The organism is Falsibacillus pallidus (assembly GCF_050990905.1).
GTDB classification, from domain to species: domain Bacteria; phylum Bacillota; class Bacilli; order Bacillales; family DSM-25281; genus Falsibacillus; species Falsibacillus pallidus_A.
In genome coordinates this window covers 2,768,632-2,791,970 of the sequence record NZ_CP158866.1, presented here as the reverse complement: position 1 = coordinate 2,791,970, position 23,339 = coordinate 2,768,632, and the positions used below count along the sequence as shown (strand labels likewise).

Sequence of the window (23,339 nt, the reverse complement as noted above, 5' to 3'; positions counted from 1 at the left end):
GAATTGCCGGTTAGAGTTTTCTTGTTTTTATGGAAGATCGGGGATTTTGCCAATAAGGAGGACGACGCCTCCCTTTTTTGGTATACTACAAAAAGAACAGTGCGAATGATTAATAGAACTCAAAAATATTTTCTGTAAATCAGACTGAATGAAAATGCTTTTCAACAGTCTGTGATATATGTAATTAGACTGAATGATAATTAGGAGTGCGGGAATGAATAATAACTGGACAGTAGTTGAGGTGCTAAAACATGCGCGCCACGACTGGATGAACAAGCTGCAATTAATCAAAGGGAATTTAGCTTTAGATAGACCGGAACGGGCTAAGTCAATCATTGATGAAATCGTATTGGAAGCACAGCAAGAGTCCAGACTATCAAACTTGAAACTGCATAGATTTGCTTCATTATTGATGACGTTCAATTGGGAAGGGCATCGATTCACGATTGACTACGACATTTTGAATGAAAATACCGTTCATTCTTTGGATGATGCGGAAGTATTCAATTGGTTTACAACATTTTTCGCTTTATTGAACGAAGCGGTAGAGCCGTTTCTGGATCAGCAGTTGTCCATTACCTTACAGCTTGATAAGGATTCAGCGAAATTCTTTTTGGATTTTCGTGGCATACTGAAAAGTGAAGAGGAAGTATTGAATTGGCTTGAGCCACAGAAGCAAGCAGCCATTGAAAATTGGAGCAGCAATCAATTTACCATTCAATTATCCTTCTGATTATTTACATATAACAGCAAGAGGAAGAAAAGGAGGTGCCTTTCATGTTTGTCGATCAGGTCAAAATATATGTGAAGGGTGGCGACGGAGGCAACGGTATGGTTGCATTCCGCCGCGAAAAATATGTTCCTAAAGGCGGTCCTGCCGGCGGGGACGGAGGAAGAGGCGCGGACGTTGTATTTGAAGTGGAGGAAGGTCTCAGGACTTTAATGGATTTCCGCTATCAGCGCCACTTTAAAGCACCAAGGGGCGAACATGGGATGTCTAAGAATCAGCATGGAAAAAATGCTGCAGACATGATCGTTAAGGTTCCACCTGGTACAGTTGTGAGAGATGCCGATACCGATGAAATCATTGCGGATTTGACTGAGCACGGACAACGCGCCGTCATTGCAAAAGGCGGCCGCGGCGGGAGAGGGAACAGCCGTTTTGCGACACCTGCCAACCCGGCACCGGAATTATCTGAAAAAGGGGAGCCGGGCAAGGAGCGCAATGTCATCATGGAATTAAAGCTGCTCGCAGATGTCGGTTTGGTTGGCTTCCCGAGTGTAGGGAAATCTACATTGTTGTCTGTAGTTTCTTCTGCAAAGCCAAAAATTGCAGAATATCACTTTACCACGATTGTACCGAACCTCGGAATGGTCGAAACAGAAGATAGCCGTTCGTTCGTAATGGCAGATCTTCCAGGACTTATCGAAGGGGCGCACCAAGGAGTAGGGCTTGGCCATCAATTCCTGCGCCACATCGAACGGACTAGAGTCATCGTGCATGTCATCGATATGGCTGCCACTGAAGGAAGGGATCCTTACGAGGATTACCTTACAATCAATGAAGAATTGAAAGAATATAACCTTCGTTTGACTGAACGTCCGCAAATCATTGTCGCAAACAAAATGGACATGCCTGGTGCTGAGGAAAACCTGGAAGTATTCAAGGCAAAGGTGGAAGAAGAACATCCAATTTTCCCTATTTCAGCTTTGACTCGCGAAGGTTTGAGAGATCTATTATTTGCGATTGCAGATAAAGTCGAGGATACACCGGAATTCCCTCTTGAACATGTGGAAGAAAATGAAGATGTCAATCGTGTCATTTATAAACATGAGAAACAAGAAGAAGAATTCTCCATTACACGTGACCCTGATGGAGCATACGTCCTTAACGGGTATTCGCTGGAACGTCTATTTAAAATGACGGATTTCTCCAGGGAAGAATCTGTCCGACGCTTTGCACGCCAGCTTCGCGGTATGGGTGTAGATGAAGCATTGAGGGAGCGCGGCGCTAAAGATGGCGATATCGTAAGGCTGTTGGAGTTTGAATTTGAATTCATCGATTGATGATGTCCTTCATTTGTAAGGGGAAATGATCAATGGAAAAAAAAGAATTTGATCAGAAGTTTTACCTCATCAGGGAGGATGTTTTGCCTGAAGCGATGAAGAAGACCCTTGAGGCAAAGAATCTCCTTGATAGGGGAAAAGCTTCTTCTGTATGGGATGCAGTACAGCGTGTAGATTTAAGCCGGAGTGCTTTTTATAAGTATCGCGATACTGTATTTCCCTTTCATACCGTTGTAAAAGAAAAAATCATTACTCTGTTTTTTCACTTGGAAGATCGGACAGGAACACTGTCCCACCTTCTTGGGGTCGTTGCAGCACACCGCTGCAATATACTGACCATCCATCAGACCATTCCCCTTCAAGGAAGGGCAAATGTCACCTTGTCATTAAATGTGACGGATATGGATGGCAACCTGGATGGTTTGATATCAGGATTGAAAAAACTGGAGTTTGTTGAAAAAGTGGAGGTGCTTGGTTCCGGTGCATAGGAGCCGCTCCTCCCTTTTTTATACGTTCAATGGGAGGGGAGAAGAGAGAATGAGGATTGGATTTTTAGGGCCAGTGGCAACATTTACAGATATGGCAGTCAAGCATTTATTCCCACTGCAAGAGTATGTACCATTAAGGACCATACCAGAATGTATTGAAGCGGTTCATTTTGAAACAGTCGATTATGCAGTAGTTCCATTGGAAAACACGCTTGAGGGATCGGTTCATCTTACCGTTGACTATCTGTTCCATGAAGTGGATCTGAAAATCGTGGCTGAAATGACGGTTCCGATCCAGCAGCATTTGATGGTACATCCGGATCATGTGGAAAAAAGCATGGAAGTAGAGAAGATATTGTCCCACTCCCATGCGATTGCCCAATGCCATCAGTATCTTCATCGACACTATAGAGGTGCGTCCCTCGAATATACTACTTCCACTGCAGCGGCGGCGAAGTACTTAAAGGAACATCCGGAAATGAAGATTGCGGCAATAGCCAATGAGTTGGCAGCCGATGCATATGGATTGTCCATCATCCATCATGGAATCCAGGATTATGATAGAAACCACACGAGATTCATTGTATTGTCCAGAACGGATAAACCGCTGGAGCTCCAATCAGGTTTCAGCAATGAAAAGACCACCATCATGGTCACTCTTCCCTCAAACCAGTCAGGTGCCCTCCATCAAGTGCTGTCAGCTTTGGCTTGGAGGAAAATCAACCTGAGCAAGATAGAGTCCAGGCCCCTGAAAACAGGTCTTGGGGATTATTTCTTCATACTTGATATTGAACAAGCTATGGATGAGGTCCTTCTTCCGAATGCCATCAAGGAAATGGAGGCATTGGGGTGTGGAATCAAACTTCTGGGAAGCTATCCCGTATACTCAGCAGAATAACAGGCACAAAAGAACCGGATTGATGACATTCAATCCGGTTTTTCTATCTCTATTCCTTTTCATCCACAAGATATCCTGCAGTTCTAAGTGCCTCTTCTGCCTCATCGAGAATCTCCTCTGAAGGGGCGATGATGGTGTGCAGATGAATTCCCTCTGTCAATTGTGAAAGGTAGCCTGCATTCGTTTCCTCAATTCGCTGCAGGAACTGGCTTACTTCCTTTCTATTGGAGACCATGATAGATGCTGAGAGATCTCCATAAACAGGATGTTCAATCCGTACATCTTTTACTGTTGCTCCGTGGTCGACCAACAGAAACAATTCATTTTCTGTTTCTTCAGGGGGGTGGAAGCATGCAACGATTCTTTCTTTGTACTGGTGTATTGGGTTTTGAGCCATATATAGATAACCTTGGCTTGTAGCAAGGATCGGCTCATTTCTCGCTTTAAGAAGTGTAATATCACTGACAATGACCTGCCTTGAAACATTGGCGGTCTTGGCAAGCTCTGTCCCAGTGATGGGTGCATTACGGTCTTTTAATATCTTCAGCAGCAGCTGTCTTCGTTCTTCACCTAGAATCTTTGGCTTTGCCATACCTATTCCCTCCGGACAAGTTTATTCTGATACGCATTATACCATATTAAGCGCGAACCGTTTTGTATTCAGCGTATATCGTTTTTAATGCTTTTGCCAGCTCAAAAAGCTGCTCATGTGTAGTGGACTTGCTAAAAGAAATTCTAAAAAATGATTTTGCCCTTTCCAGATCCACTCCCATCGCTTTCATGGCATTGGCTGGTTCTTGCTGGCCGGTGTGGCACGCACTTCCGGTAGAAATCGAGAATCCCATTCCGTTCGCCTCGAGCATCACCAGCTGTCCTTCAATGCCATCAAAAGACATCCCGATTATATATGGGAGTTGGCGTTCCATATCGATTGACCCAAATATGACAGGTTTTTCGTTTCTAAGGAGTTCAAGAAAATATTCTCTTTTATCCCAAGCGGCTTGCCAATCATCCAGTTGGGCGGAAGCCTTTTCAGCTGCTGTCATAAAAGCATAGATGCCAGGGGTGTTTACGGTCCCGCCCCTTAAACCCCGTTCATGCGAAAGGCCGGGAAAGACAGGCTTAATTTGATGCAGGGGATTGATATAAAATGCACCGACCCCTTTTGGCCCATGGATTTTATGGGATGACACGGCAAAGCTGTCCAAGTAGGGGGTGATGCCTTTTAAATCTATCTTCCCAAAAGATTGTACGCAGTCGCAATGGAAGAGGACAGTTTTCCCTTTAATGAGTTCTGCGATTTCTTTGATTGGCTGAATGGCTCCAATCTCGGAATTGACATGCTGAATGGAAAGAAGAAGGGTATCATCCCGTATCGCTGCGGACAGAATCTGAATGTCCACTGCCCCTTCGGATGTAAACGGGAGATATTCCACTTCAAAGCCATGTTCTCTTAAATATTCCATGGCTGAATGGACGGAAGCATGCTCTCCATGAGACGTAATGATATGTTTTTTTCCGTTGTTAGCCCCCTTTGCCAGTGACAGGATGGCCAATAAATTGCTTTCGGTGCCGCCGGAGCTAAAATAGAGGCCATCTTCTTTTACCCCTGTTATCTCGGCAAGCTTCTTCCTGCAGGCAGAGAGGATATATTGGGCTTTTCCCCCTATATCATGAAGGCTTTCAGTATTTCCATATATCTGTGAAGCAGCTTGCATATAGGCTTCTAGTACATCAGGATCCATCGGTGTTGAGGCTGCATAATCAAAATATTTCATCAAGAGGCACACTCCTTAAAAAAAATCTCTTGTCATAAGTCTAATAATATGTAAAGATATGTGTCAAGACACCTGTTAAAAAGGAGTTTAAATTATGAAGCATGCTGACGTAATCATTTTAGGCAGCGGTATTGCAGCTATGCAGCTGGCAAAATTACTTCATTCGGATTATCATGTGATAATTATCACAAAGTCGTTGAAGAACCATTGCAATTCTTATATGGCACAGGGTGGAATGGCAGCCGCTATTTCCCCGGACGATCATTATCGTTTGCATTATCAAGATACATTGGAAGCAGGAAGGCAGCATCAGGATGAAAAAGCAGTGCTCAAGCTGGTAAAGGATGCTCCGGATATCGTTTGTGAATTAATGAGCATCGGTGTTCCGCTGGATCGCGATTCACAAGGGCAAATTGCCCTTGGAATGGAGGGGGCGCATAGCAGGAGGAGAATCGTCCATAGCGGAGGCGATGCAACAGGAAGACGCATCATGGACGCCTTTTTCAATTCGATTCCTTCGAACATAGAATTCATTGAAAATGAAATGGCCATTCAACTGATCCTGTCGCAGGATGGAGTTTGCAGAGGAGTCCAAACAAAAAACAGTAAAGGGGATGTGAATGAATTCTTTGGTGAACATGTCGTCCTTGCCACCGGAGGCGCAGGGGGACTGTATCATTTCACTTCAAATCATCCTTCAGTGACAGGGGACGGGTTGGCACTGGCCTTTCTTGCCGGAGCAGAGTTATCCAACCTGGAGTTTGTGCAATTCCACCCTACATTGCTTTACGTTGATGGAATGGCGAAAGGACTGGTATCGGAAGCTGTACGGGGTCATGGTGCAGTTTTAAGGAATCGCCAAGGGAAAGCAATTATGGAAAATGTCCATCCAATGAAAGACTTGGCTCCGAGGCATATTGTCGCTCAAAGGATATATGAGGAAAGAAAGAATGGGGATGAGGTTTTCCTGGATATTACCATGATTAAAGATTTCAAACTTCATTTTCCTTCGATTACCTCTCTATGCGAACGGGAAGGTATTGATTTAGAAATGGGATTGATTCCGGTTGCCCCAGGCTCTCATTTTTTAATGGGGGGCATTTCGATCAATGATATTGGGGAGACCTCGATTCCTCGACTATATGCAATTGGGGAAGTGGCAGACAGCGGTGTTCATGGAGCGAACCGGCTGGCAAGCAACTCTTTATTGGAAGGGCTTGCATACGGAAAGCGTCTTGCTGCCCATCTGAATGAATTCACAGGAAAAAATGCTGCCCCATCCTGGAGGTTCAAAGAAAAAAGCGGCGGATCAGCTCATCCGGAGCTTCCTGAGCGATCAGAAATTAAACGGCGAATGATGGAGGGGGCTGGGATTGTACGTTCAAAAGAAGGTCTGGAACAACTATTAACCTGGCTGGAAACGTTTCACATCGAGGAATATTTATCACGCTGCTATAAAAACTGGGATATTGAAGAAATCAGTGTTGCATTTATGATTCTATCTGCAAGATTAATTGTTTCCTCCGCGTTAATGAGGACGGAAAGCAGAGGGGGACATTTGAGGGCTGATTTTCCGGATGAAAATATAGATTGGCTGAATTGCCACATCATTCATTCGAATCATGGAATGCATTTGAGGAGGAACAGATATGAACCGGGTAAAATTAAAAGCTATGCTTGAGCCATTTTTTATTGAAGATATTGGGGATATGGATATCACCACGGATATGCTTTTTGATCCGGATGCACAGGGAAGTTTGAAGCTCATGGCAAAAGCAAATGGGTTTTTTTGCGGCGAACATGTCATTAATGAGGGCTTTCATACCATTGATCCGTCCCTTTCCATTTTGATTGAAAGAAGAGATGGGGAAGAAGTGAGGTATGGAGAAGTCATCGCTGTCATTACAGGTGCAGTGTCAAGTTTACTAAAAGGGGAGAGGGTCGTCCTCAACTTGATCCAGCGAATGAGCGGGATTGCTTCAAAGACAGCTTCTTTCGTAAAAAGGATAGAAGGAACGGGAGCGAAGATTTGTGATACACGAAAAACAACCCCCGGCCTCAGGATGCTTGAAAAATATGCAGTAAGATGCGGAGGGGGCTATAACCATCGTATGGGATTGGCTGATTCTGTACTGATTAAAGATAACCATATTGATTTCGCCGGATCGATTACAAGGGCTGTGAATGAAATAAAAGGTAAAATCGGCCATACGGTAAAAATCGAAGTGGAAATCGAAACAAAAGAACAGCTTATGGAAGCCATTGAAGCAGGGGTGGATATCATCATGTTTGATAATCGCACTCCATCTGAAATAAAGGAATGGCTAAGCATTGTCCCATCTGGAATAGCAACGGAAGCTTCCGGCGGGATCACATTGGAGAATATCAGGGATTACGCCCTTTCAGGAGTGGATTATATTTCGCTTGGCTGCTTGACACATACAATAGAAGCATTTGACATCAGTGCAAAAGTGAAGAACAGAAAAACGGTGATGGAGGCGTGAGCACGATGAACATGATGGAATTGTTGAACATGGATAATGCATCTCTCCCGGAAAAATATAAAAAAATGACCTATCCGGAAATGGAAGAAAGAGTGTGGGAGATCAAGCAGAAGCTCGGAAAGAAATTATTCATTCCCGGCCATCATTATCAAAAGGATGAGGTAATGAAATTTGCTGATGCGGCTGGGGACTCACTCCAGCTTGCACAGATTTCCTCCCTTAACAAACAAGCAGATTACATCGTTTTCTGTGGAGTCCATTTTATGGCTGAGACGGCTGATATCTTGACAGGCGATCACCAAAAAGTAATCCTGCCTGATATGAGAGCGGGCTGTTCCATGGCTGACATGGCTGATATATATCAAACTGAACGTGCCTGGGGCCATTTGCAGGAAATGTTCGGAGACACGATACTGCCATTGACTTACGTGAATTCCACCGCTGCTATCAAAGCGTTTGTCGGCAAAAATGGAGGGGCTACAGTGACCTCATCCAATGCTCATTCAATGGTGGAGTGGGCCTTGACTCAAAAGGAGCGAATCCTGTTCCTTCCTGATCAGCATCTTGGCAGGAACACAGCCTATGAATTAGGCATCCCGTTGGATAAAATGGCTGTATGGGATCCACATGTAAATACGTTGATTTATGAAGGCGATGCTGAAGATATCAAGGTGATTCTATGGAAGGGCCATTGTTCTGTACATGAAAATTTCACGGTGTCCAATGTGCATGAAGTGAGGGAAAAGTATCCACAGATGAAAATCATTGTCCATCCGGAGTGCAGGCGTGAAGTAGTGGAAATCTCTGATTTAAATGGATCAACAAAATATATCATTGATACTATTGAAAAAGCGGACGCGGGATCATCTTGGGCTATCGGGACGGAAATGAATCTAGTGAAGCGTTTAATCGGAAAGCATAAAGACAAACATATCATATCGCTCAACCCAAATATGTGCCCATGTATGACGATGAACCGGATTGATTTGCCTCACCTTCTCTGGTCCCTTGAAAAGATAGAGGAAGGGAAGCCGGTCAATCAGATAGTGGTGGATAAAGACACTTCCGATCATGCAATGCTGGCACTGCAGCGTATGCTGGATAGGGCATGAAATGGGAGTGAATGAAAAATTGACAGTCATCAATTGATGGCTGTTTTTTATATGGATCTTCAGACTCTCGAAATCAGGGTTTAGCATATTCTTTAAAAAAAGTTCATAAGTATTTGTGTAGATTATTAGCATTTTGCCTATCTTGACATACAATGAATAGACTTATGCCTGAGGAGGGAAAATGAGTGAAAATCCACATCGTCCAAAAAGGGGATACTCTTTGGAAAATCGCCAAAAAATATGGCGTGAATTTTGAAGAGTTAAAAAAGATGAATGCCCAGCTTTCAAACCCCGATATGATAATGCCCGGTATGAAAATTAAAGTACCTGCTTCTGGTGGAACCGTCAATAAAGAAGTGGGTGGAGCTAACGTAACATATGGCACGAAAAAGGAAAGCCCGAAAGAGCACCCTTTTTCACAGCAGAAGCCGATTGCTGCAGCTCCGAAAGAAATGCCTGTGAAAGAAGCTCCTGTAAAGGAAGCGCCTGTGAAAGAAATGCCAAAGCCAATTTATACTCCAAAAGCTCCCCAACCAGTTATCCCAGAAATCGATATAAATAATTATTATATGATGAATATGGCAAATATGCAGATGCAAGCACCGCAGGCACCGCCTCCTGTTCCGCCAAAGCCTGTTGAAAAACCAAAAGAAGAACCGGTTGCTGAAAAACCAATTGAAGGGGGTCAACCAGAACCTATGTATCCAAGTTATTGTGTGCCTGTAACGCCGGTAATGCCAGGTTCAGGATTTAATTTTCCGTATGGAGGTCCGGGTCCTATGGGTCCGATGCCTCAGGTGCAAGGAGCTATGACCATGCCGATGCAGCAGCCAATGATGCAAGGGGTCAATCCTGCCATGATGCACCACTACGATGATGAATCATCCTCGTATATGCCTATGATGCATCAACAGCCAATGAATTATCCAGGATCCCCACAAGGGGTGATGGGAGCACACGATCAGCAAAATCCTCAATACGGCGGTATGCCTCAAATGCCTCAAGGAGTGAGCCCGGCAATGTATTATCCACAAATGGGGAATCCGGGTGGATGCTACCCAGCATCGCCAGTCATGCCTGGTATGGGATTTGGCCCTATGGGCGGCCCAAGGATGGAGCATGGAGGATATCCAATGGCACAGGTGCAGGGGACTTCTGTCCAAGAATCTCCTGAGATGCACTACCCAATGCAGCAGCCAATGATGCAGCAAGCGCCACAACAACAGGCTTATATGCCGTTTGAGGAAGACTGCGGCTGTGGTGGACCATCCTTTGAAGTGCCATATCACCACCATCATTATATGGGAGGGAATCCTGGCGGAAATCCTGGCATGTGGGGTCAGCCATATGGGATGCAGCAGCCATATGGGATGCAGCAGCCATATGGGATGCAGCAGGCAATGGGTATGCAGCCGCAGATGGGCATGCAGCAGCCAATGGGCATGCAGCCGCAGATGGGCATGCAGCAGCCAATGGGTATGCAGCCGCAAATGGGCATGATGCCACAGATGGGTATGCAGCCACAAATGGGCATGCCTGGCCAATACGGTTTTCCGGGAATGCCGAGAATCGATGGAGAAGGTAATGGTTTTTAGATTCCCCTATGAAGGAGACGATTTTTCCACTCGTCTCCTTCATTTTTTAAATACAATTCTTCGAAATGACAGCGGCAGAATAAAAGCTGTCAAAAACGGGTTATGGAAATACAAAATCCAGGGAAAGACCTGGCTTGTCAAAGAGTTTTCTTCCAAGAAAAAGCTCTTCCATCAACAATTGCTGACAAGGAAATTAAAGGAACATGGATTTTGCCATACATATTCTTTTCATCCGATTCATGGCACATTTCCAGTTCTTGAGTTCGAGTCACGATTATTCGGTGTCATTGAGTTCATATACTCCAGCAGGAATATATTTACGTTTGAAACGAAGGAAAATAGGAGAAAGGCACTGAGACTCCTTCAGAAATTCCATCAGACAACCTCCATTTTCCCAGTCGAATTCAAATCTTTTCTGCCGGAATTCGACCAAAAGGATAAATGGAAAAACAGACTAGCCGAATTTGAGCATAACCGCTACATGCTTGAGTCATTTTTCCCTGTATTTTTATTGGAAACGTATGAGGAATGGGCGAAATGGTCACTTGATAAGATTGATTCAGTAAAAGGATATTTTGATCAGACGCCTTCATGCATCATCCATGGAGATGTTGCATACCATAACTTCTTAAATGGGAAAAATGAAGAACTTTATTTAATCGACTTCGACCTCATTGCCATAGCTCCACCGGTTATTGAACACCTTCAGATTGCCAGCCGTTTCCTTCCTACCCTTAAATGGTCGATCGATGAATTATTTAAGCATGAAATCCTCTCTATGTATGAAAAAGATAAAGTGTTTCTCATTTCACTTTTATATCCGACAGATGTTTTGAGGGAATGTAATCGTTTTTTGAAAAGCGATGAAAAGACCCGTAAAATGATTTGGCCGTATTTATATGATTTGACCATCCGGCAGTTTCCCCTTCGCATGCGGATGATGTATGAAATATTTAAAAAAATTGATTCCTTAAACACCAAATAGGTCCAATGCAGGCAATCGAATCGGGCTTTCAAATTGAATGAACACCCCTCTTTTCTGCCAACCTACAAAAGAGCATATTCTGCTCAATGAGGAAAAGGGGGTTTTCCTTTTGGAGAAGAAATACTTGGTTTTGCCTTTATCTGTATTGATTGCAGGAGGCATGGCTGGATGCGGGGCAAATGAATCTGCCAAGGAACAGCGCTATTCTGATACGTATGAACCGCTTGGCTATTACTCCAACAGCGGACATGGCGGTGATGTAAATGATCACAATGATGGACCGCTGACCGAATGGATGGATCACTCCGTTGGCAAAGAGGGACAAGATATTCGCGCCCAAAAACAAAAGTACCTCCAAGTTAAGGACGAGAATGGGAATCCACAAAATCCATCCAGGCCATTATCGGAGTATGATCGAAATTTCTTCCATAGGGATAATCGATTCAGCTATGGCGATGCGAATTACCATGGCCATCTCGACGATAACACCAGGAAAGCAAAATCTTCTTACTATACAAGCTATGAGGGGGCACTCTCGGAAAAGATAGGCAATGTGGCTGGCCGCGTTAAAAATGTGAACGATGTCAGATCAGTGACATATGGCAGCAATGTGCTGATTGCCGTTGACCTTGAGGACTATAGCAAAGAGGAACAAACCAAGGCAAAAATCAAAAAGGCTGTGGCACCTTACCTTCACGGCCGTTCAGCAACCGTTGTGACAGACGAAGGAACCTTCAGCAGAATCAGAAATATGGATAATGATTTAAGGGACGGTGGTCCAGGACAATCCATAGACATGGATATGAAGGATCTCTTCCGGACCTTAACGAATAAAATGAAGTAGCAGGCAGTGCGGGAAACCCGCGCTGCTTTTTTACATTGCGATGTCCAGCTTCAGCGCCTAGAGGCTGGGAGGTTTCCTTCAGCACACTTACGATAAGTCAACATCGGATCGCTTTGCTCTCCGTGTTTCCTTTATCTCGTGGTGCTTCAGTCCAACCTCGGCGCCTCTTAACAGGCGCTTCCGCTTTTCTAGTTGTCCAGCTCCAGCGCCCAGCCCCTCGAGTCATAAGCCGTACCTCTACGTAAATCAGGATTACCTTCGAGTTCCGTCTTATGCTGGTCGGGGCTTAGCAGGGCGCTTCCGCTTTTCTTTGAATAAAATGTATAAAACTGGTGAGGATAATTTGTAGAAGACGCTTCATTACAAAAGGAGTGCAGATCATGAAATACTTTAATTCCATTATCCAATCATTGCTTTTTTTCGCCGCCTTTTTCCTTATGAGTGATACCGCACTTGCGGGTTCATCGAAAGCTGGGGATAAGGAAACAAGTGAAAACGCTGATATACATGTATCCGTATTGCTGGAGAGGGTTTATCTGGATGGGGAAATGAGTGAAGAAACCATTGATGAATCCATCATCTCCATGGAGGAGTTTTGGGACAAATATCAAAATTGGCAGCTTGTAGAAGTAGAAGATGGGACGATAACGTTTCAGAGAAGAATCAATGATATCTCTCCGCTTTTAAAATCAAATGGGTACTTCGGGTTGTCTGAAGATGGCACCTTATCTATTTTCAATGGCAAGCCCGAGCGGTCCAATTTAATCCAATCCTTTTTTCAAATCGACCTGAGAAGGCTTGAAAGCAGTACACAAAAGAAACTGATGAACGGGATCCCGATAAAGAACAAAAATGACTATACCAGTGTTTTAGAAACATACAGGCCATTATCTATTAATTGAATGATGATCAGACAGGGACCGGCCTCCCTGTCTTTTTATATTTGGAATAGGAACAAACGTTTTGGGTATTTTCATTCCTTCCAAACGAGAAAAATGATATGATAAAATGAGGTACATAAAAAGGGAGAGAATTAGTTTGTTTGAATACATCAAAGGGACCTTGGAACGCGTTGGTCCAGAATATATCGTACTGGAGAATAACGGAGTGGGCTATCAAATCTTCACAGCCAATCCATTCTCCTTTTCTAAACATCAAAACAAGGAAACCATTGTCTATACATATCAGCATGTAAGAGAAGATATATTGGCTTTATACGGCTTTCATTCTCTTGAAGAAAAGCTGTTGTTCATCAGACTCATCAATGTCACGGGAATCGGTCCAAAAGGGGCGTTGGCCATTTTGGCATCAGGCGAACCGGAGCAAGTGATCAATGCGATCGAGAATGAGGATGAAAGCTTCCTCGTTAAATTCCCGGGAGTAGGGAAGAAAACAGCGCGGCAGATGATCCTTGATCTCAAAGGCAAGCTTCAGGATATTGTCCCTGATTATTTTCCAAACTTATTTACAGCTGATGCCATGGATCAAAAAGAAGCCCTTTCAAAAGCGCTGGATGAGGCTATCCTTGCATTAAAGGCACTTGGATACTCTGAAAAAGAGGTAAACAAAGTCCTGCCTTCCTTGAAGGGAGAAAATCTTTCAACGGATGGCTATATTAAATTGGCGCTGAAGAAGCTGCTGAAATAAAAGAGTAAAGGGGGGAAAGTGATGACAGATCGAATTGTTTCCGGTGAAGCGGATATGCTTGATCTCTCGCTCGAGCAGAACCTGCGTCCGCAATTCCTGCAGCAATACATTGGCCAGGAAAAAGTAAAACAGAATTTATCGATTTTTATAGAAGCAGCAAAAATGAGGGAAGAAGCCCTTGACCATGTTCTGCTTTACGGTCCCCCTGGGCTTGGAAAAACCACTCTGGCTGCCGTCATTGCCAATGAAATGGGCGTTCAGCTTCGGACCACTTCTGGTCCTGCGATTGAACGTCCGGGCGACTTGGCTGCGATCCTTACAGCCCTGGAACCGGGGGATGTCTTGTTCATCGATGAAATCCACCGTCTTCCCCGTTCCATCGAAGAGGTTCTTTACCCCGCTATGGAGGACTTTTGTCTGGATATAGTGATTGGCAAAGGGCCGAGCGCCAGGTCTGTCCGTTTGGATCTGCCGCCGTTTACTTTAGTCGGGGCCACGACGAGGGCAGGCTCCATTTCAGCGCCATTGAGGGACCGCTTCGGTGTATTGAGCCGCTTGGAATATTATGAAGCGGGACAGCTGACTGAAATCGTGAAAAGGACTGCGGAAATTTTTGAGACCCAAATCGATGATAAAGGCGCAGAGGAAATTGCCCGCCGTTCCAGGGGAACCCCACGGATAGCCAACCGCCTTTTAAAGAGAGTCAGGGATTATGCCCAGGTAAGGGGAAATGGAGAAATAACACAGCATCTTACAGATGAAGCGCTTGAACTTCTTCAAGTCGACCGTTTAGGTCTTGATCATATTGACCATAAATTATTAATGGGGATCATCGAGCGCTTTAAAGGCGGTCCTGTCGGTTTGGATACAATCGCTGCAAGCATCGGTGAAGAATCCGATACAATAGAGGACGTATATGAACCGTATTTGCTTCAAATTGGATTCCTGCAGCGGACCCCCAGGGGAAGGATTGTATCAGACGCAGTCTATAGGCATTTCAATCTTAAGGTGCCTATGGAATGATTTATTGCAGGACCTGATGGTACAATAAAGTTGAATTCAGCACGTAAACATACAGAAAAAAGGTGAAAAAATTGAAAGTGGATTTGTTTGATTTTCATTTACCGGAAGAATTGATTGCCCAGACCCCATTGGAGGAACGGACTGCGAGCCGGCTGATGGTCTTGAATAAAGAAGACGGCTCATTATCACATAGTCATTTTCGCGATATTACAAACTATTTGAAACCTGGGGACTGTCTCGTCCTTAATGACACCAGGGTCCTGCCTGCCCGCTTATTCGGTGAAAAGGAAGATACCGGTGCGGCCATTGAGATCCTGCTGCTGAAGCAGGAAGAAGGGGATACTTGGGAAACCCTTGTCAAGCCGGCAAAGAGAGTCAAGGTGGGTACAATCATTACCTTTGGCGACGGCAGGCTGACGGCAGAATGCATTGGCATCAAGGATCATGGCGGCCGGATACTTGAATTTAAATATGATGGAATCTTCTATGAAATCTTGGAGTCCCTGGGAGATATGCCTCTGCCTCCATATATCAAGGAGCGGTTGGACGACAGTGAACGCTATCAGACTGTATTTGCGAAGGAGCGTGGGTCTGCAGCGGCACCAACAGCTGGACTTCATTTTACGCAGGAACTGCTGAAGGAAATTGAGGATATGGGTGTGCATATCGCGTTTATCACGCTTCATGTCGGCTTGGGAACATTCCGCCCTGTGTCTGTTGAGGATCTTCAGGAACATGAGATGCATGCGGAATTCTACCAGATTTCAGAAGGGACAGCCCGCTTGTTGAATGAGGTCAGGGAAGCGGGGGGAAGAATCATTTCCGTCGGGACAACCTCGACCCGCACACTTGAAACGGTAGCAACAGCGAATGATGGCAGGTTCTCAGCTTCAAGCGGATGGACCAATATTTTTATTTATCCAGGCTATGAATTTAAAGCGATAGACGGGATGATTACTAATTTCCATCTGCCTAAATCAACCCTGATCATGCTGGTAAGTGCTCTTGCCGGAAGGGAGCATGTCCTGCATGCATATGAAACAGCGGTTAAGGAACGCTATCGATTTTTCAGCTTTGGAGATGCAATGTTCATTTTGTAGCAAGCAATTGGAAGGAGAAAGAACTCATTGACAGCAATCAGATACGAATTAATCAAGACTTGTAAACAGACAGGGGCAAGGCTGGGCATCATCCATACACCTCATGGATCATTTGAAACACCAATGTTCATGCCTGTAGGGACACTTGCAACAGTTAAAACGATGGCACCTGAAGAATTAAAAGCCATGGGTGCGGGTATCATACTAAGCAACACTTACCATCTTTGGCTTCGTCCAGGCCATGAGATTGTCAAGGAAGCAGGCGGCCTTCACAAATTCATGAACTGGGATCAGCCAATATTAACGGATTCCGGCGGATTCCAAGTATTCAGCTTGAGTGAATTCCGCAACATTGAAGAAGAAGGGGTCCATTTTAGGAACCATTTGAATGGCGACAAACTTTTCCTATCCCCTGAAAAAGCAATGGAAATCCAGAATGCACTGGGGTCTGACATCATGATGGCTTTTGATGAATGTCCTCCATTCCCTGCAACATTCGAGTATATGAAAAAATCGGTTGAACGTACGTCCAGATGGGCTGAGCGCTGCCTTCAAGCACATCAGCGTCCGGAAGACCAGGGTCTTTTTGGGATTGTCCAGGGTGGAGAATATGAGGAATTAAGAAAGATGAGTGCACGGGATTTGGTTTCGATGGATTTCCCTGGATATGCTGTCGGAGGATTGTCAGTAGGTGAGCCGAAGGACATCATGAACAGGGTGCTGGAATTCACAACGCCATTGCTTCCTGATAATAAGCCTCGCTACTTGATGGGAGTAGGGTCTCCTGACTCATTGATTGATGGGGCCATGCGTGGAATCGATATGTTTGACTGTGTATTGCCGTCCAGGATTGCACGGAACGGCACACTTATGACAAGCAGTGGAAGACTGGTAGTTAAAAATGCTAAATATGCTCGCGACTTTGGTCCGTTGGATGAAAATTGCGATTGCTATACTTGCCGGAACTATTCAAGGGCATATATCCGCCACTTGATAAAATGTGATGAAACTTTCGGAATCCGCCTTACGACTTATCATAATCTTTATTTTCTGTTAAACTTAATGAAGCAAGTCCGAGAAGCGATCCGCGAAGATCGTCTTGGTGACTTCAGAGAAGAGTTTTTCGAACAATATGGATTCAACAAGCCAGGCGCGAAAAACTTTTAATAAAATTACACTATTTTAGAAAGGAGTGAATAAAATGCAAGGTTTATTAGGAACTGTAGGTCCATTGCTTTTAATGTTCGTTTTGTTTTATTTCCTTTTGATCCGACCGCAGCAAAAACGCCAGAAATCTGTTCAGCAGATGCAGAGTGATTTGCAAAAAGGCGATCGAATCGTGACAATCGGCGGAATTCATGGAATTGTCGATGCGATCGATGAAGGAACAATCGTACTTCTAAGCGGTGATGGTTCACGTTTGACTTTCGATCGTGCTGCCATCCGTGAAGTGAAGGAATCTGTAAAGAAATAACATACTGGCAGAATGTATACATAGGACATTCAAAAAAGACCCGGAGCAAAGGAGGGATGCCTTCTGCTGCTCCGGGTCTTTTTCATTAGAATTTTAATTTCCAGTCTTGCCCCCAGACATATTGACGCCGAGTACGCCGCCCATCATGGCTGTGATGATGAAGCAGCCGTGGTAAATCATCTGTTTCATGGAGAAGAGGGCATCGAGCCCTAAGTATTGGAATAAGAATACCAGCAAAGAATAAATGATGCCGGTCAGTCCACCGAGCATAAGACCTTTCTGCCTGCCTTTTCCACCTGAAACAAATCCACCGATAAACAAACTGATAAATGAAATGATCGTCACAAATAAATTGATAGAGGATTCATCGGCTGATGTAAAACGCAGTATCAAAGAAAAAACTAAACTTGATAGCATTGCAAGAATGAGGATGGCCAATAATCCGCTTAGGATGGATCCCCCTAATTTTTTCGCCTCTATAACTGCTCCTCTCCTTTCTCATACTAGCAGTAATCTCCCTAGTACAAGCATATTCGGCAAAGGTATATTTAGAATTAAAATTATGTAATCTTTTAAATAAATGAAATGGAATGCAATGATTTGCAGTCGTGCATAATACGAAAGAGATCAGAACTTTAAAAATGGGGAGGGATGCAGATGTACGGCGTCATCATGTTCCGGACCATTTTCTTATATGCAGTGATTTTACTCATTTTTCGTTTGATGGGAAAACGGGAAATCGGTGAATTGAGCATACTGGATTTAGTCGTCTTCATCATGATTGCAGAAATGGCGGTGATGGCAATTGAGAAGCCATCAGAGGATTTAATGCATACCCTGCTTCCGATGCTCGTTTTACTGCTTGTTCAAATCACTTTTGCATGGATATCGCTGAAAAACAAAAGGTTCAGGGACCTAGTGGACGGGAAGCCTGTGATTCTGATCAATAAAGGTAAAATCGATGAAACCTTGATGAAGCAGCAGCGTTATAATTTTGATGATTTAATGGTGCAGTTAAGGGAGAATGATATTCGGAATATTGCTGATGTTGAATTTGCCATTCTTGAGACCTCGGGAAAATTATCTGTCTTTGAGAAGGAAGAGGATTCTGAAAGCACCGTTACTTTGCCGCTCATTTTAGATGGGGACATCATTCAAGAAAATTTGAATACAATCGGCAAAAATCCATTTTGGCTCAAGAAAGAATTAAAGGATAGAGGCTATACTCAAACAAAGGACATATCCTTTTGCAGTTGGCAGAATGGTGAATTTTACATTGATCTGAAGGATAATTAGAAGCAAAAAATGAGGGGCAACCACCCCTCATTTTTTTATGAGTTTTTGAAACATTACAATGTCGCTTTTTTTGATTAAGCCGGTCATCCATAAAAGGACAGTGTAAAGCAGACACATTACCAGGATGCTTCCCATTAAACGAGGAAGCATGCTAAGTTCGTGAAATGGCACTCGATAGAACCAGTAGCTCGCCACCGCGGAAACAAGCGTAGCTGCAAGGAATTTTACATAATCCATCACATAAATGGTAAACGGAATCACTTTCATCACCGTCATGAAGTGCAGGAGAGTCACTAATAGTGTTCCAACGACAATACCCAATGCTGCTCCATTGATGCCGAACTGCGGCTGAGTGGCCAAGAGGAAGATCACAGCTGTTTTGACAATGGCACCAATGAGGCTGTTGATCATGGCTGCACGTGCAAGATTCAGAGCCTGGAGAACGGCCTGAAGGGGTCCTTGATAATAATAGAATATAAAAAATGGCGCCATGAGCTTGATGAAACCGGCCCCGTTTTTAGAACCGTACATCATCTGCATTAAAGGTTCGGCAAATACATAAAGAAGTATGACGGCGAGTCCACCGGTTATCAATGAGAACCTTAATGCCTGTTGAAGGCGATGTTCAACCGTTTTATATTCCTTTTTGGAATTGGCTTCGCTTATTGCAGGCACCAATGAAGTCGAAAGGGAAACCGTAATGAATGACGGAAGCATAAGGAGCGGGAGGGCGTACCCTGTCAACGCTCCATACTGCTTTGTTGCAGCAACGGCTGCCACTCCCGCAATCGCAAGGCTGTGGGAAACGACTATCGGTTCAAAAAACCATGATAAGGAGCCGATCATCCGGCTTCCGGTGGCTGGCAAGGCGATTTCCATCAGTTCCTTAAAGGTTTGTTTTCCGGATGAAACGGATTTAAAGAAATTTTTTCGTATCTTGAATTTCTTTTTTAATTTGAACGCAGTGAACAGGTAGATAAGTGATGCAAGCTCTCCAAGTACAGATGCTATCATGGCTCCAGCTGCAGCATATTCGATGCCATATGGGAGAAACGCCTTTGTCATGATGGCAATCAAAAGGATGCGGATGATTTGTTCAATAACCTGTGAGAAAGCTGCGGGAGCCATATTCTGGCGTCCTTGAAAATATCCTCTGATGACAGAGGAAATGGCTACGATTGGGACAATCGGTGCTATGGCAACCAGTGGATAATAGGTGCGCGGATCAGTAAACAGGGTGTGGGAAAGATACGGTGCCAATAATATCAGACCCGGAGTAAAAATGAGAGACAGCGAAAGTGTAACAGCGAGGGAGACCACGAGGATCTTTTTGATTTTTTTAAAATCGCCCCTGGCTTCTGCTTCCGCTACATTTTTTGAAATGGCAACTGGGATTCCCATTTGAGTGATCGTGATGACCAGGATGAGTGTAGGAAAGGCCATCATGAATAACCCTACTCCTTCTTCCCCAATGAACCTCGCCACGACAATACGATTAATAAAACCTAATACCCGGGTAATGAGACCCGCCATCATTAATATTAGAGTCCCTTTTAAAAACTTGGACATTGCATTCCCTGCCTTCTCAAAAGCGGTATTATCATATACAATTAATATATATGCCATGAGATGGACAAAGCATGACAAGTTATGGAGCTGAAAAACCATTACCTTAAAGATCGGGGAGAATAGTATGAAAGATGATCATCCTTACCATGTGTATTATGATTCATTAGAACCAGCGATGTTAAGCAAAATTGAGGAGTTCAGCCTGTTCGGCTACGGCGAGGTTTCCATTGAGGACCTTTGGCAGTATTTGACCAAAAAGAAATGGAAAAAGCCTGAACCATCCATCCGCATGCATCAGCTTGTACATGAGATTCTTTCAGTGAAGGTAAGCGAATTCATGACGTTTGCCACAATCGAAGCGTACCGCTCCCCCAATTGGTTCACAGAACTCGATCAGGATGAACTTAAGGAGCTGCTTCATCCAAAAGGGAAATAATGGAATATGAGGTGCAAAAAGAAAAATTGACATCATTTTTTTTCTAATTCATAATGAGAATGTTGGCAATATTTTGGTGCGGTTCTTCTCGGTGCTTGAAGGAAAAATGCGCTCGGCCCGTGCTCAAGACGTGAAAGGTGGATTTATACATAATGGTAAAAAGAAGCAGAATCGTTGCATTTATTCTTGTAATTTTGCTATTCGCTGGCTTAGCTGGTGCAACGACCCAGAACATTTTGAAGAACATCAAGCTTGGCCTTGATCTGCAGGGTGGATTCGAAGTCCTGTATCAAGTGGAGCCGGCAAAAAAAGGACAGAAGATCACGAAGGAAGTCCTTCAAAATACCGCAGACGCATTGGACCGCAGAATCAACGTACTCGGTGTCAGTGAGCCGAGCATCCAGATTGAAGGAAAGAACCGGATCCGCGTTCAATTGGCAGGGGTAGAAGATCAGAATGAAGCACGTAAGATCCTATCCACACAAGCGAATCTTACTTTCCGCGATGTCAATGATAAAGTCCGCCTTGATGGAACAGACCTTGTTTCCGGAAAGGCAAAGCAGACCTTCGATGACAAGAACAATCCGATTGTCTCGCTGCAGTTAAAAGACAAAAATGCATTTTACAACTTAACAAAAGATTTGTCTCAAAAACCATATCCAGATAACAAATTAGTCATCTGGCTGGATTTTGAAGAAGGCAAAGACTCTTATAAAGAAGAATCAAAAAAACCAAATCCTAAATTCATTTCAGACCCGCAAGTATCTAAGCCGATCAATTCCTCTGATGTCCAAATCACGGGGAACTTTACAATCGATGAAGCAAAAAATCTTGCTTCCCTTTTAAATGCTGGAGCCCTCCCGGTGAAACTGAAAGAAACATATTCAACGTCTGTCGGGGCTAAGTTCGGGGAGCAGGCCATGCATAAGACGATCCTTGCGGGGATCATCGGGATCAGCGTAATCTTCCTTTTCATGCTTTTCTATTATCGCATCCCAGGATTGGTGGCAGTCGTCACATTATCGATTTATATTTACTTGATTTTAGTAATCTTTGATTGGATGAACGGTGTCCTGACACTTCCTGGTATCGCGGCCTTGATCCTCGGGGTAGGGATGGCAGTGGATGCCAATATCATCACGTATGAACGGATAAAAGAGGAAATCAAAGTCGGAAAGTCCATAAGGGCTGCATTCCAGGCAGGTAATAAATCTTCATTTATGACTATTTTGGATGCGAACTTAACGACAATCCTTGCAGGGATCGTACTCTTCATTTATGGGACAAGTTCTGTCAAAGGATTTGCGACAATGTTGATTGTCAGCATCCTGGCAAGCTTCATCACGGCTGTATTCGGATCACGCCTATTATTAGGATTGCTGGTGAACAGCCGAGCGTTGAAAGGAAAGCCATCCTTAATGGGCGTTAAAAAGGGTGACGTCAAAGATATCGCAGAGAACTTTGATACTTTGGATCTTCCGACACGCTTTGATAAGCTGGACTTCGTTAAGCCTTCCAAGAAATTCTTTGCTTTTTCAGGTATAACAGTACTATTAGGTTTGATTTTCTTGATCATCTTCAAGTTGAATCTTGGAATTGATTTTATCAGTGGTACAAGGGTAGAACTTCTATCTAAAGATTCTTTAACAAAAAATCAAATCGAAGCTCAATTTGATGAATTGAACATGAAGCCTGATGAAGTAGTTCTATCAGGGAATAAAAATGAAATTGGTGTAGCTCAATTTAAAGGAGTTCTTTCCCAAAAGGAAATTGCTGATGTGAAAACCAAGTTTACTAAAAAGCTTGGAAATGAACCGAATGTCAGCACTGTTTCCCCTACAATCGGGAAGGAACTGGCGAAAAATGCGATTAAGTCTGTAATTATCGCATCCATCGGGATCATCATCTATGTAACGCTGCGTTTCGAACTGTATATGGCCCTTGCTGCCATCATTGCCTTGCTGTATGATGCATTCTTTATCATCGGCGTATTCAGTATCACCCGCTTGGAAGTCGACCTGACATTCATTGCGGCTGTATTGACCATCGTCGGGTATTCCATAAACGATACCATCGTTACCTTCGACCGGATCCGTGAGAACATGGCGAAGAAACGACGCATCAAAACGCCGGAAGAGCTTGAAGAAGTGGTAAATAAAAGTGTGCGCCAAACATTCACACGTTCTGTCAACACGGTATTGACGGTTGTCATCACTGTAGTTGCCATGCTCATCTTCGGAAGCGAATCGATTCGAAACTTCTCCATAGCACTATTGATCGGATTGCTTTCCGGAGCGTATTCCTCCATCTTCATCGCTTCTCAGCTATGGCTTGTATGGAAGAAAAAAGAGCTTAAGAAAAAAGGTACAATCAAAACCGTTAAAGAAAAGAAAAAATGGAGCGATGAACCACAGGTTTGATGCTTCATCCGTTGAAAAAGCCGCAGTTTTTACTGCGGCTTTTGTTTTCGGCCGATTGAGGCTTGCTATCGGCATGATAATAGAAGAAAATAGTTTATACATC

General features: G+C 43.9%; 22 protein-coding genes and 1 pseudogene. 19 read left to right on the top strand and 4 right to left on the bottom strand.

Annotated features, from left to right (window positions below):
* Positions 1-214 precede the first annotated feature (214 nt).
* Genes ABTV07_RS14755 through pheA form a run of 4 tightly spaced genes read left to right on the top strand, consistent with a single transcriptional unit; the run spans position 215 to position 3,453 of the window.
* A complete protein-coding gene (locus tag ABTV07_RS14755; protein WP_433743408.1) occupies positions 215-733 on the top strand; it encodes a Spo0B C-terminal domain-containing protein in 519 nt (172 codons plus the stop codon).
* A gap of 44 nt (positions 734-777) precedes the next feature.
* Complete coding sequence (obgE, locus tag ABTV07_RS14750; RefSeq protein WP_433743406.1) at positions 778-2,067, top strand: GTPase ObgE; 1,290 nt, start codon at positions 778-780, stop codon at positions 2,065-2,067.
* A gap of 32 nt (positions 2,068-2,099) precedes the next feature.
* The gene (locus ABTV07_RS14745) at positions 2,100-2,555 is read left to right on the top strand and encodes an ACT domain-containing protein (protein WP_433743405.1); all 456 of its coding nucleotides are present in this window, start codon (positions 2,100-2,102) and stop codon (positions 2,553-2,555) included.
* A 49-nt stretch (positions 2,556-2,604) separates the two neighbouring features.
* The gene (gene pheA, locus ABTV07_RS14740) at positions 2,605-3,453 is read left to right on the top strand and encodes a prephenate dehydratase (RefSeq protein ID WP_433743404.1); all 849 of its coding nucleotides are present in this window, start codon (positions 2,605-2,607) and stop codon (positions 3,451-3,453) included.
* A 49-nt stretch (positions 3,454-3,502) separates the two neighbouring features.
* Here pheA and ABTV07_RS14735 read toward each other — a convergent pair whose 3' ends face one another.
* Both ABTV07_RS14735 and ABTV07_RS14730 read right to left on the bottom strand, forming a co-directional pair.
* Positions 3,503-4,045, bottom strand: a complete 543-nt coding sequence (locus ABTV07_RS14735; protein ID WP_433743403.1) for a transcription repressor NadR — start codon at positions 4,043-4,045, stop codon at positions 3,503-3,505.
* 46 nt (positions 4,046-4,091) lie between these two features.
* On the bottom strand, positions 4,092-5,231 hold the full coding sequence (locus ABTV07_RS14730; RefSeq protein WP_433751276.1) for an IscS subfamily cysteine desulfurase: 1,140 nt from the start codon (positions 5,229-5,231) through the stop codon (positions 4,092-4,094).
* A gap of 94 nt (positions 5,232-5,325) precedes the next feature.
* Here ABTV07_RS14730 and nadB point away from each other — a divergent pair, with 94 nt between their 5' ends.
* The 12 genes and pseudogenes from nadB (at position 5,326) to yajC (ending at position 17,515) form a co-directional block, all read left to right on the top strand.
* Positions 5,326-6,912 carry an L-aspartate oxidase gene (nadB, locus tag ABTV07_RS14725; protein ID WP_433743402.1) on the top strand — a complete coding sequence of 529 codons (1,587 nt, stop codon included), beginning with the start codon at positions 5,326-5,328 and terminating at the stop codon, positions 6,910-6,912.
* A complete protein-coding gene (gene nadC, locus ABTV07_RS14720) occupies positions 6,881-7,735 on the top strand; it encodes a carboxylating nicotinate-nucleotide diphosphorylase (protein ID WP_433743401.1) in 855 nt (284 codons plus the stop codon). The genes nadB and nadC overlap by 32 nt, the downstream gene beginning before the upstream one ends.
* Before the next feature lie 5 nt (positions 7,736-7,740).
* Positions 7,741-8,847, top strand: coding sequence for a quinolinate synthase NadA (gene nadA, locus ABTV07_RS14715; RefSeq protein ID WP_433743399.1), 1,107 nt, complete (start codon positions 7,741-7,743; stop codon positions 8,845-8,847).
* A gap of 185 nt (positions 8,848-9,032) precedes the next feature.
* Positions 9,033-9,180, top strand: a pseudogene (gene safA, locus ABTV07_RS14710) (SafA/ExsA family spore coat assembly protein); the annotation flags it as partial.
* Between the two features lie 1,251 nt (positions 9,181-10,431).
* Positions 10,432-11,427: a phosphotransferase gene (locus ABTV07_RS14705; RefSeq protein ID WP_433743397.1), complete on the top strand. Its 996-nt coding sequence runs from the start codon at positions 10,432-10,434 to the stop codon at positions 11,425-11,427.
* Between the two features lie 109 nt (positions 11,428-11,536).
* Positions 11,537-12,271, top strand: coding sequence for a YhcN/YlaJ family sporulation lipoprotein (locus tag ABTV07_RS14700; protein ID WP_433743395.1), 735 nt, complete (start codon positions 11,537-11,539; stop codon positions 12,269-12,271).
* Positions 12,272-12,651: 380 nt separating this feature from the next.
* The gene (locus tag ABTV07_RS14695; protein ID WP_433743393.1) at positions 12,652-13,173 is read left to right on the top strand and encodes a BofC C-terminal domain-containing protein; all 522 of its coding nucleotides are present in this window, start codon (positions 12,652-12,654) and stop codon (positions 13,171-13,173) included.
* Between the two features lie 136 nt (positions 13,174-13,309).
* The gene (gene ruvA, locus ABTV07_RS14690; protein ID WP_433743392.1) at positions 13,310-13,918 is read left to right on the top strand and encodes a Holliday junction branch migration protein RuvA; all 609 of its coding nucleotides are present in this window, start codon (positions 13,310-13,312) and stop codon (positions 13,916-13,918) included.
* A gap of 21 nt (positions 13,919-13,939) precedes the next feature.
* Entirely contained in the window at positions 13,940-14,941 is a 1,002-nt protein-coding gene (gene ruvB / locus ABTV07_RS14685) for a Holliday junction branch migration DNA helicase RuvB (RefSeq protein WP_433743390.1), read from the top strand.
* Positions 14,942-15,012: 71 nt separating this feature from the next.
* Positions 15,013-16,041: a tRNA preQ1(34) S-adenosylmethionine ribosyltransferase-isomerase QueA gene (gene queA / locus ABTV07_RS14680; protein WP_433743389.1), complete on the top strand. Its 1,029-nt coding sequence runs from the start codon at positions 15,013-15,015 to the stop codon at positions 16,039-16,041.
* 27 nt (positions 16,042-16,068) lie between these two features.
* A complete protein-coding gene (tgt, locus tag ABTV07_RS14675; RefSeq protein ID WP_433743387.1) occupies positions 16,069-17,208 on the top strand; it encodes a tRNA guanosine(34) transglycosylase Tgt in 1,140 nt (379 codons plus the stop codon).
* A 34-nt stretch (positions 17,209-17,242) separates the two neighbouring features.
* Positions 17,243-17,515, top strand: coding sequence for a preprotein translocase subunit YajC (yajC, locus tag ABTV07_RS14670; RefSeq protein WP_114745004.1), 273 nt, complete (start codon positions 17,243-17,245; stop codon positions 17,513-17,515).
* Positions 17,516-17,608: 93 nt separating this feature from the next.
* Here yajC and ABTV07_RS14665 read toward each other — a convergent pair whose 3' ends face one another.
* Positions 17,609-17,953, bottom strand: coding sequence for a TIGR04086 family membrane protein (locus tag ABTV07_RS14665; protein WP_433743385.1), 345 nt, complete (start codon positions 17,951-17,953; stop codon positions 17,609-17,611).
* Between the two features lie 213 nt (positions 17,954-18,166).
* Between ABTV07_RS14665 and ABTV07_RS14660 the strand changes: the two genes are divergently transcribed.
* Entirely contained in the window at positions 18,167-18,811 is a 645-nt protein-coding gene (locus ABTV07_RS14660; RefSeq protein ID WP_433743383.1) for a DUF421 domain-containing protein, read from the top strand.
* 27 nt (positions 18,812-18,838) lie between these two features.
* On the opposite strand, the gene spoVB is transcribed toward ABTV07_RS14660, so the two are convergent.
* A complete protein-coding gene (spoVB, locus tag ABTV07_RS14655; RefSeq protein WP_433743381.1) occupies positions 18,839-20,380 on the bottom strand; it encodes a stage V sporulation protein B in 1,542 nt (513 codons plus the stop codon).
* Positions 20,381-20,504: 124 nt separating this feature from the next.
* Between spoVB and ABTV07_RS14650 the strand changes: the two genes are divergently transcribed.
* Together ABTV07_RS14650 and secDF are read left to right on the top strand one after the other, a co-directional pair.
* The gene (locus tag ABTV07_RS14650) at positions 20,505-20,816 is read left to right on the top strand and encodes a post-transcriptional regulator (protein ID WP_433743380.1); all 312 of its coding nucleotides are present in this window, start codon (positions 20,505-20,507) and stop codon (positions 20,814-20,816) included.
* Between the two features lie 152 nt (positions 20,817-20,968).
* Positions 20,969-23,236, top strand: a complete 2,268-nt coding sequence (gene secDF, locus ABTV07_RS14645; protein WP_433743379.1) for a protein translocase subunit SecDF — start codon at positions 20,969-20,971, stop codon at positions 23,234-23,236.
* Positions 23,237-23,339 lie beyond the last annotated feature (103 nt).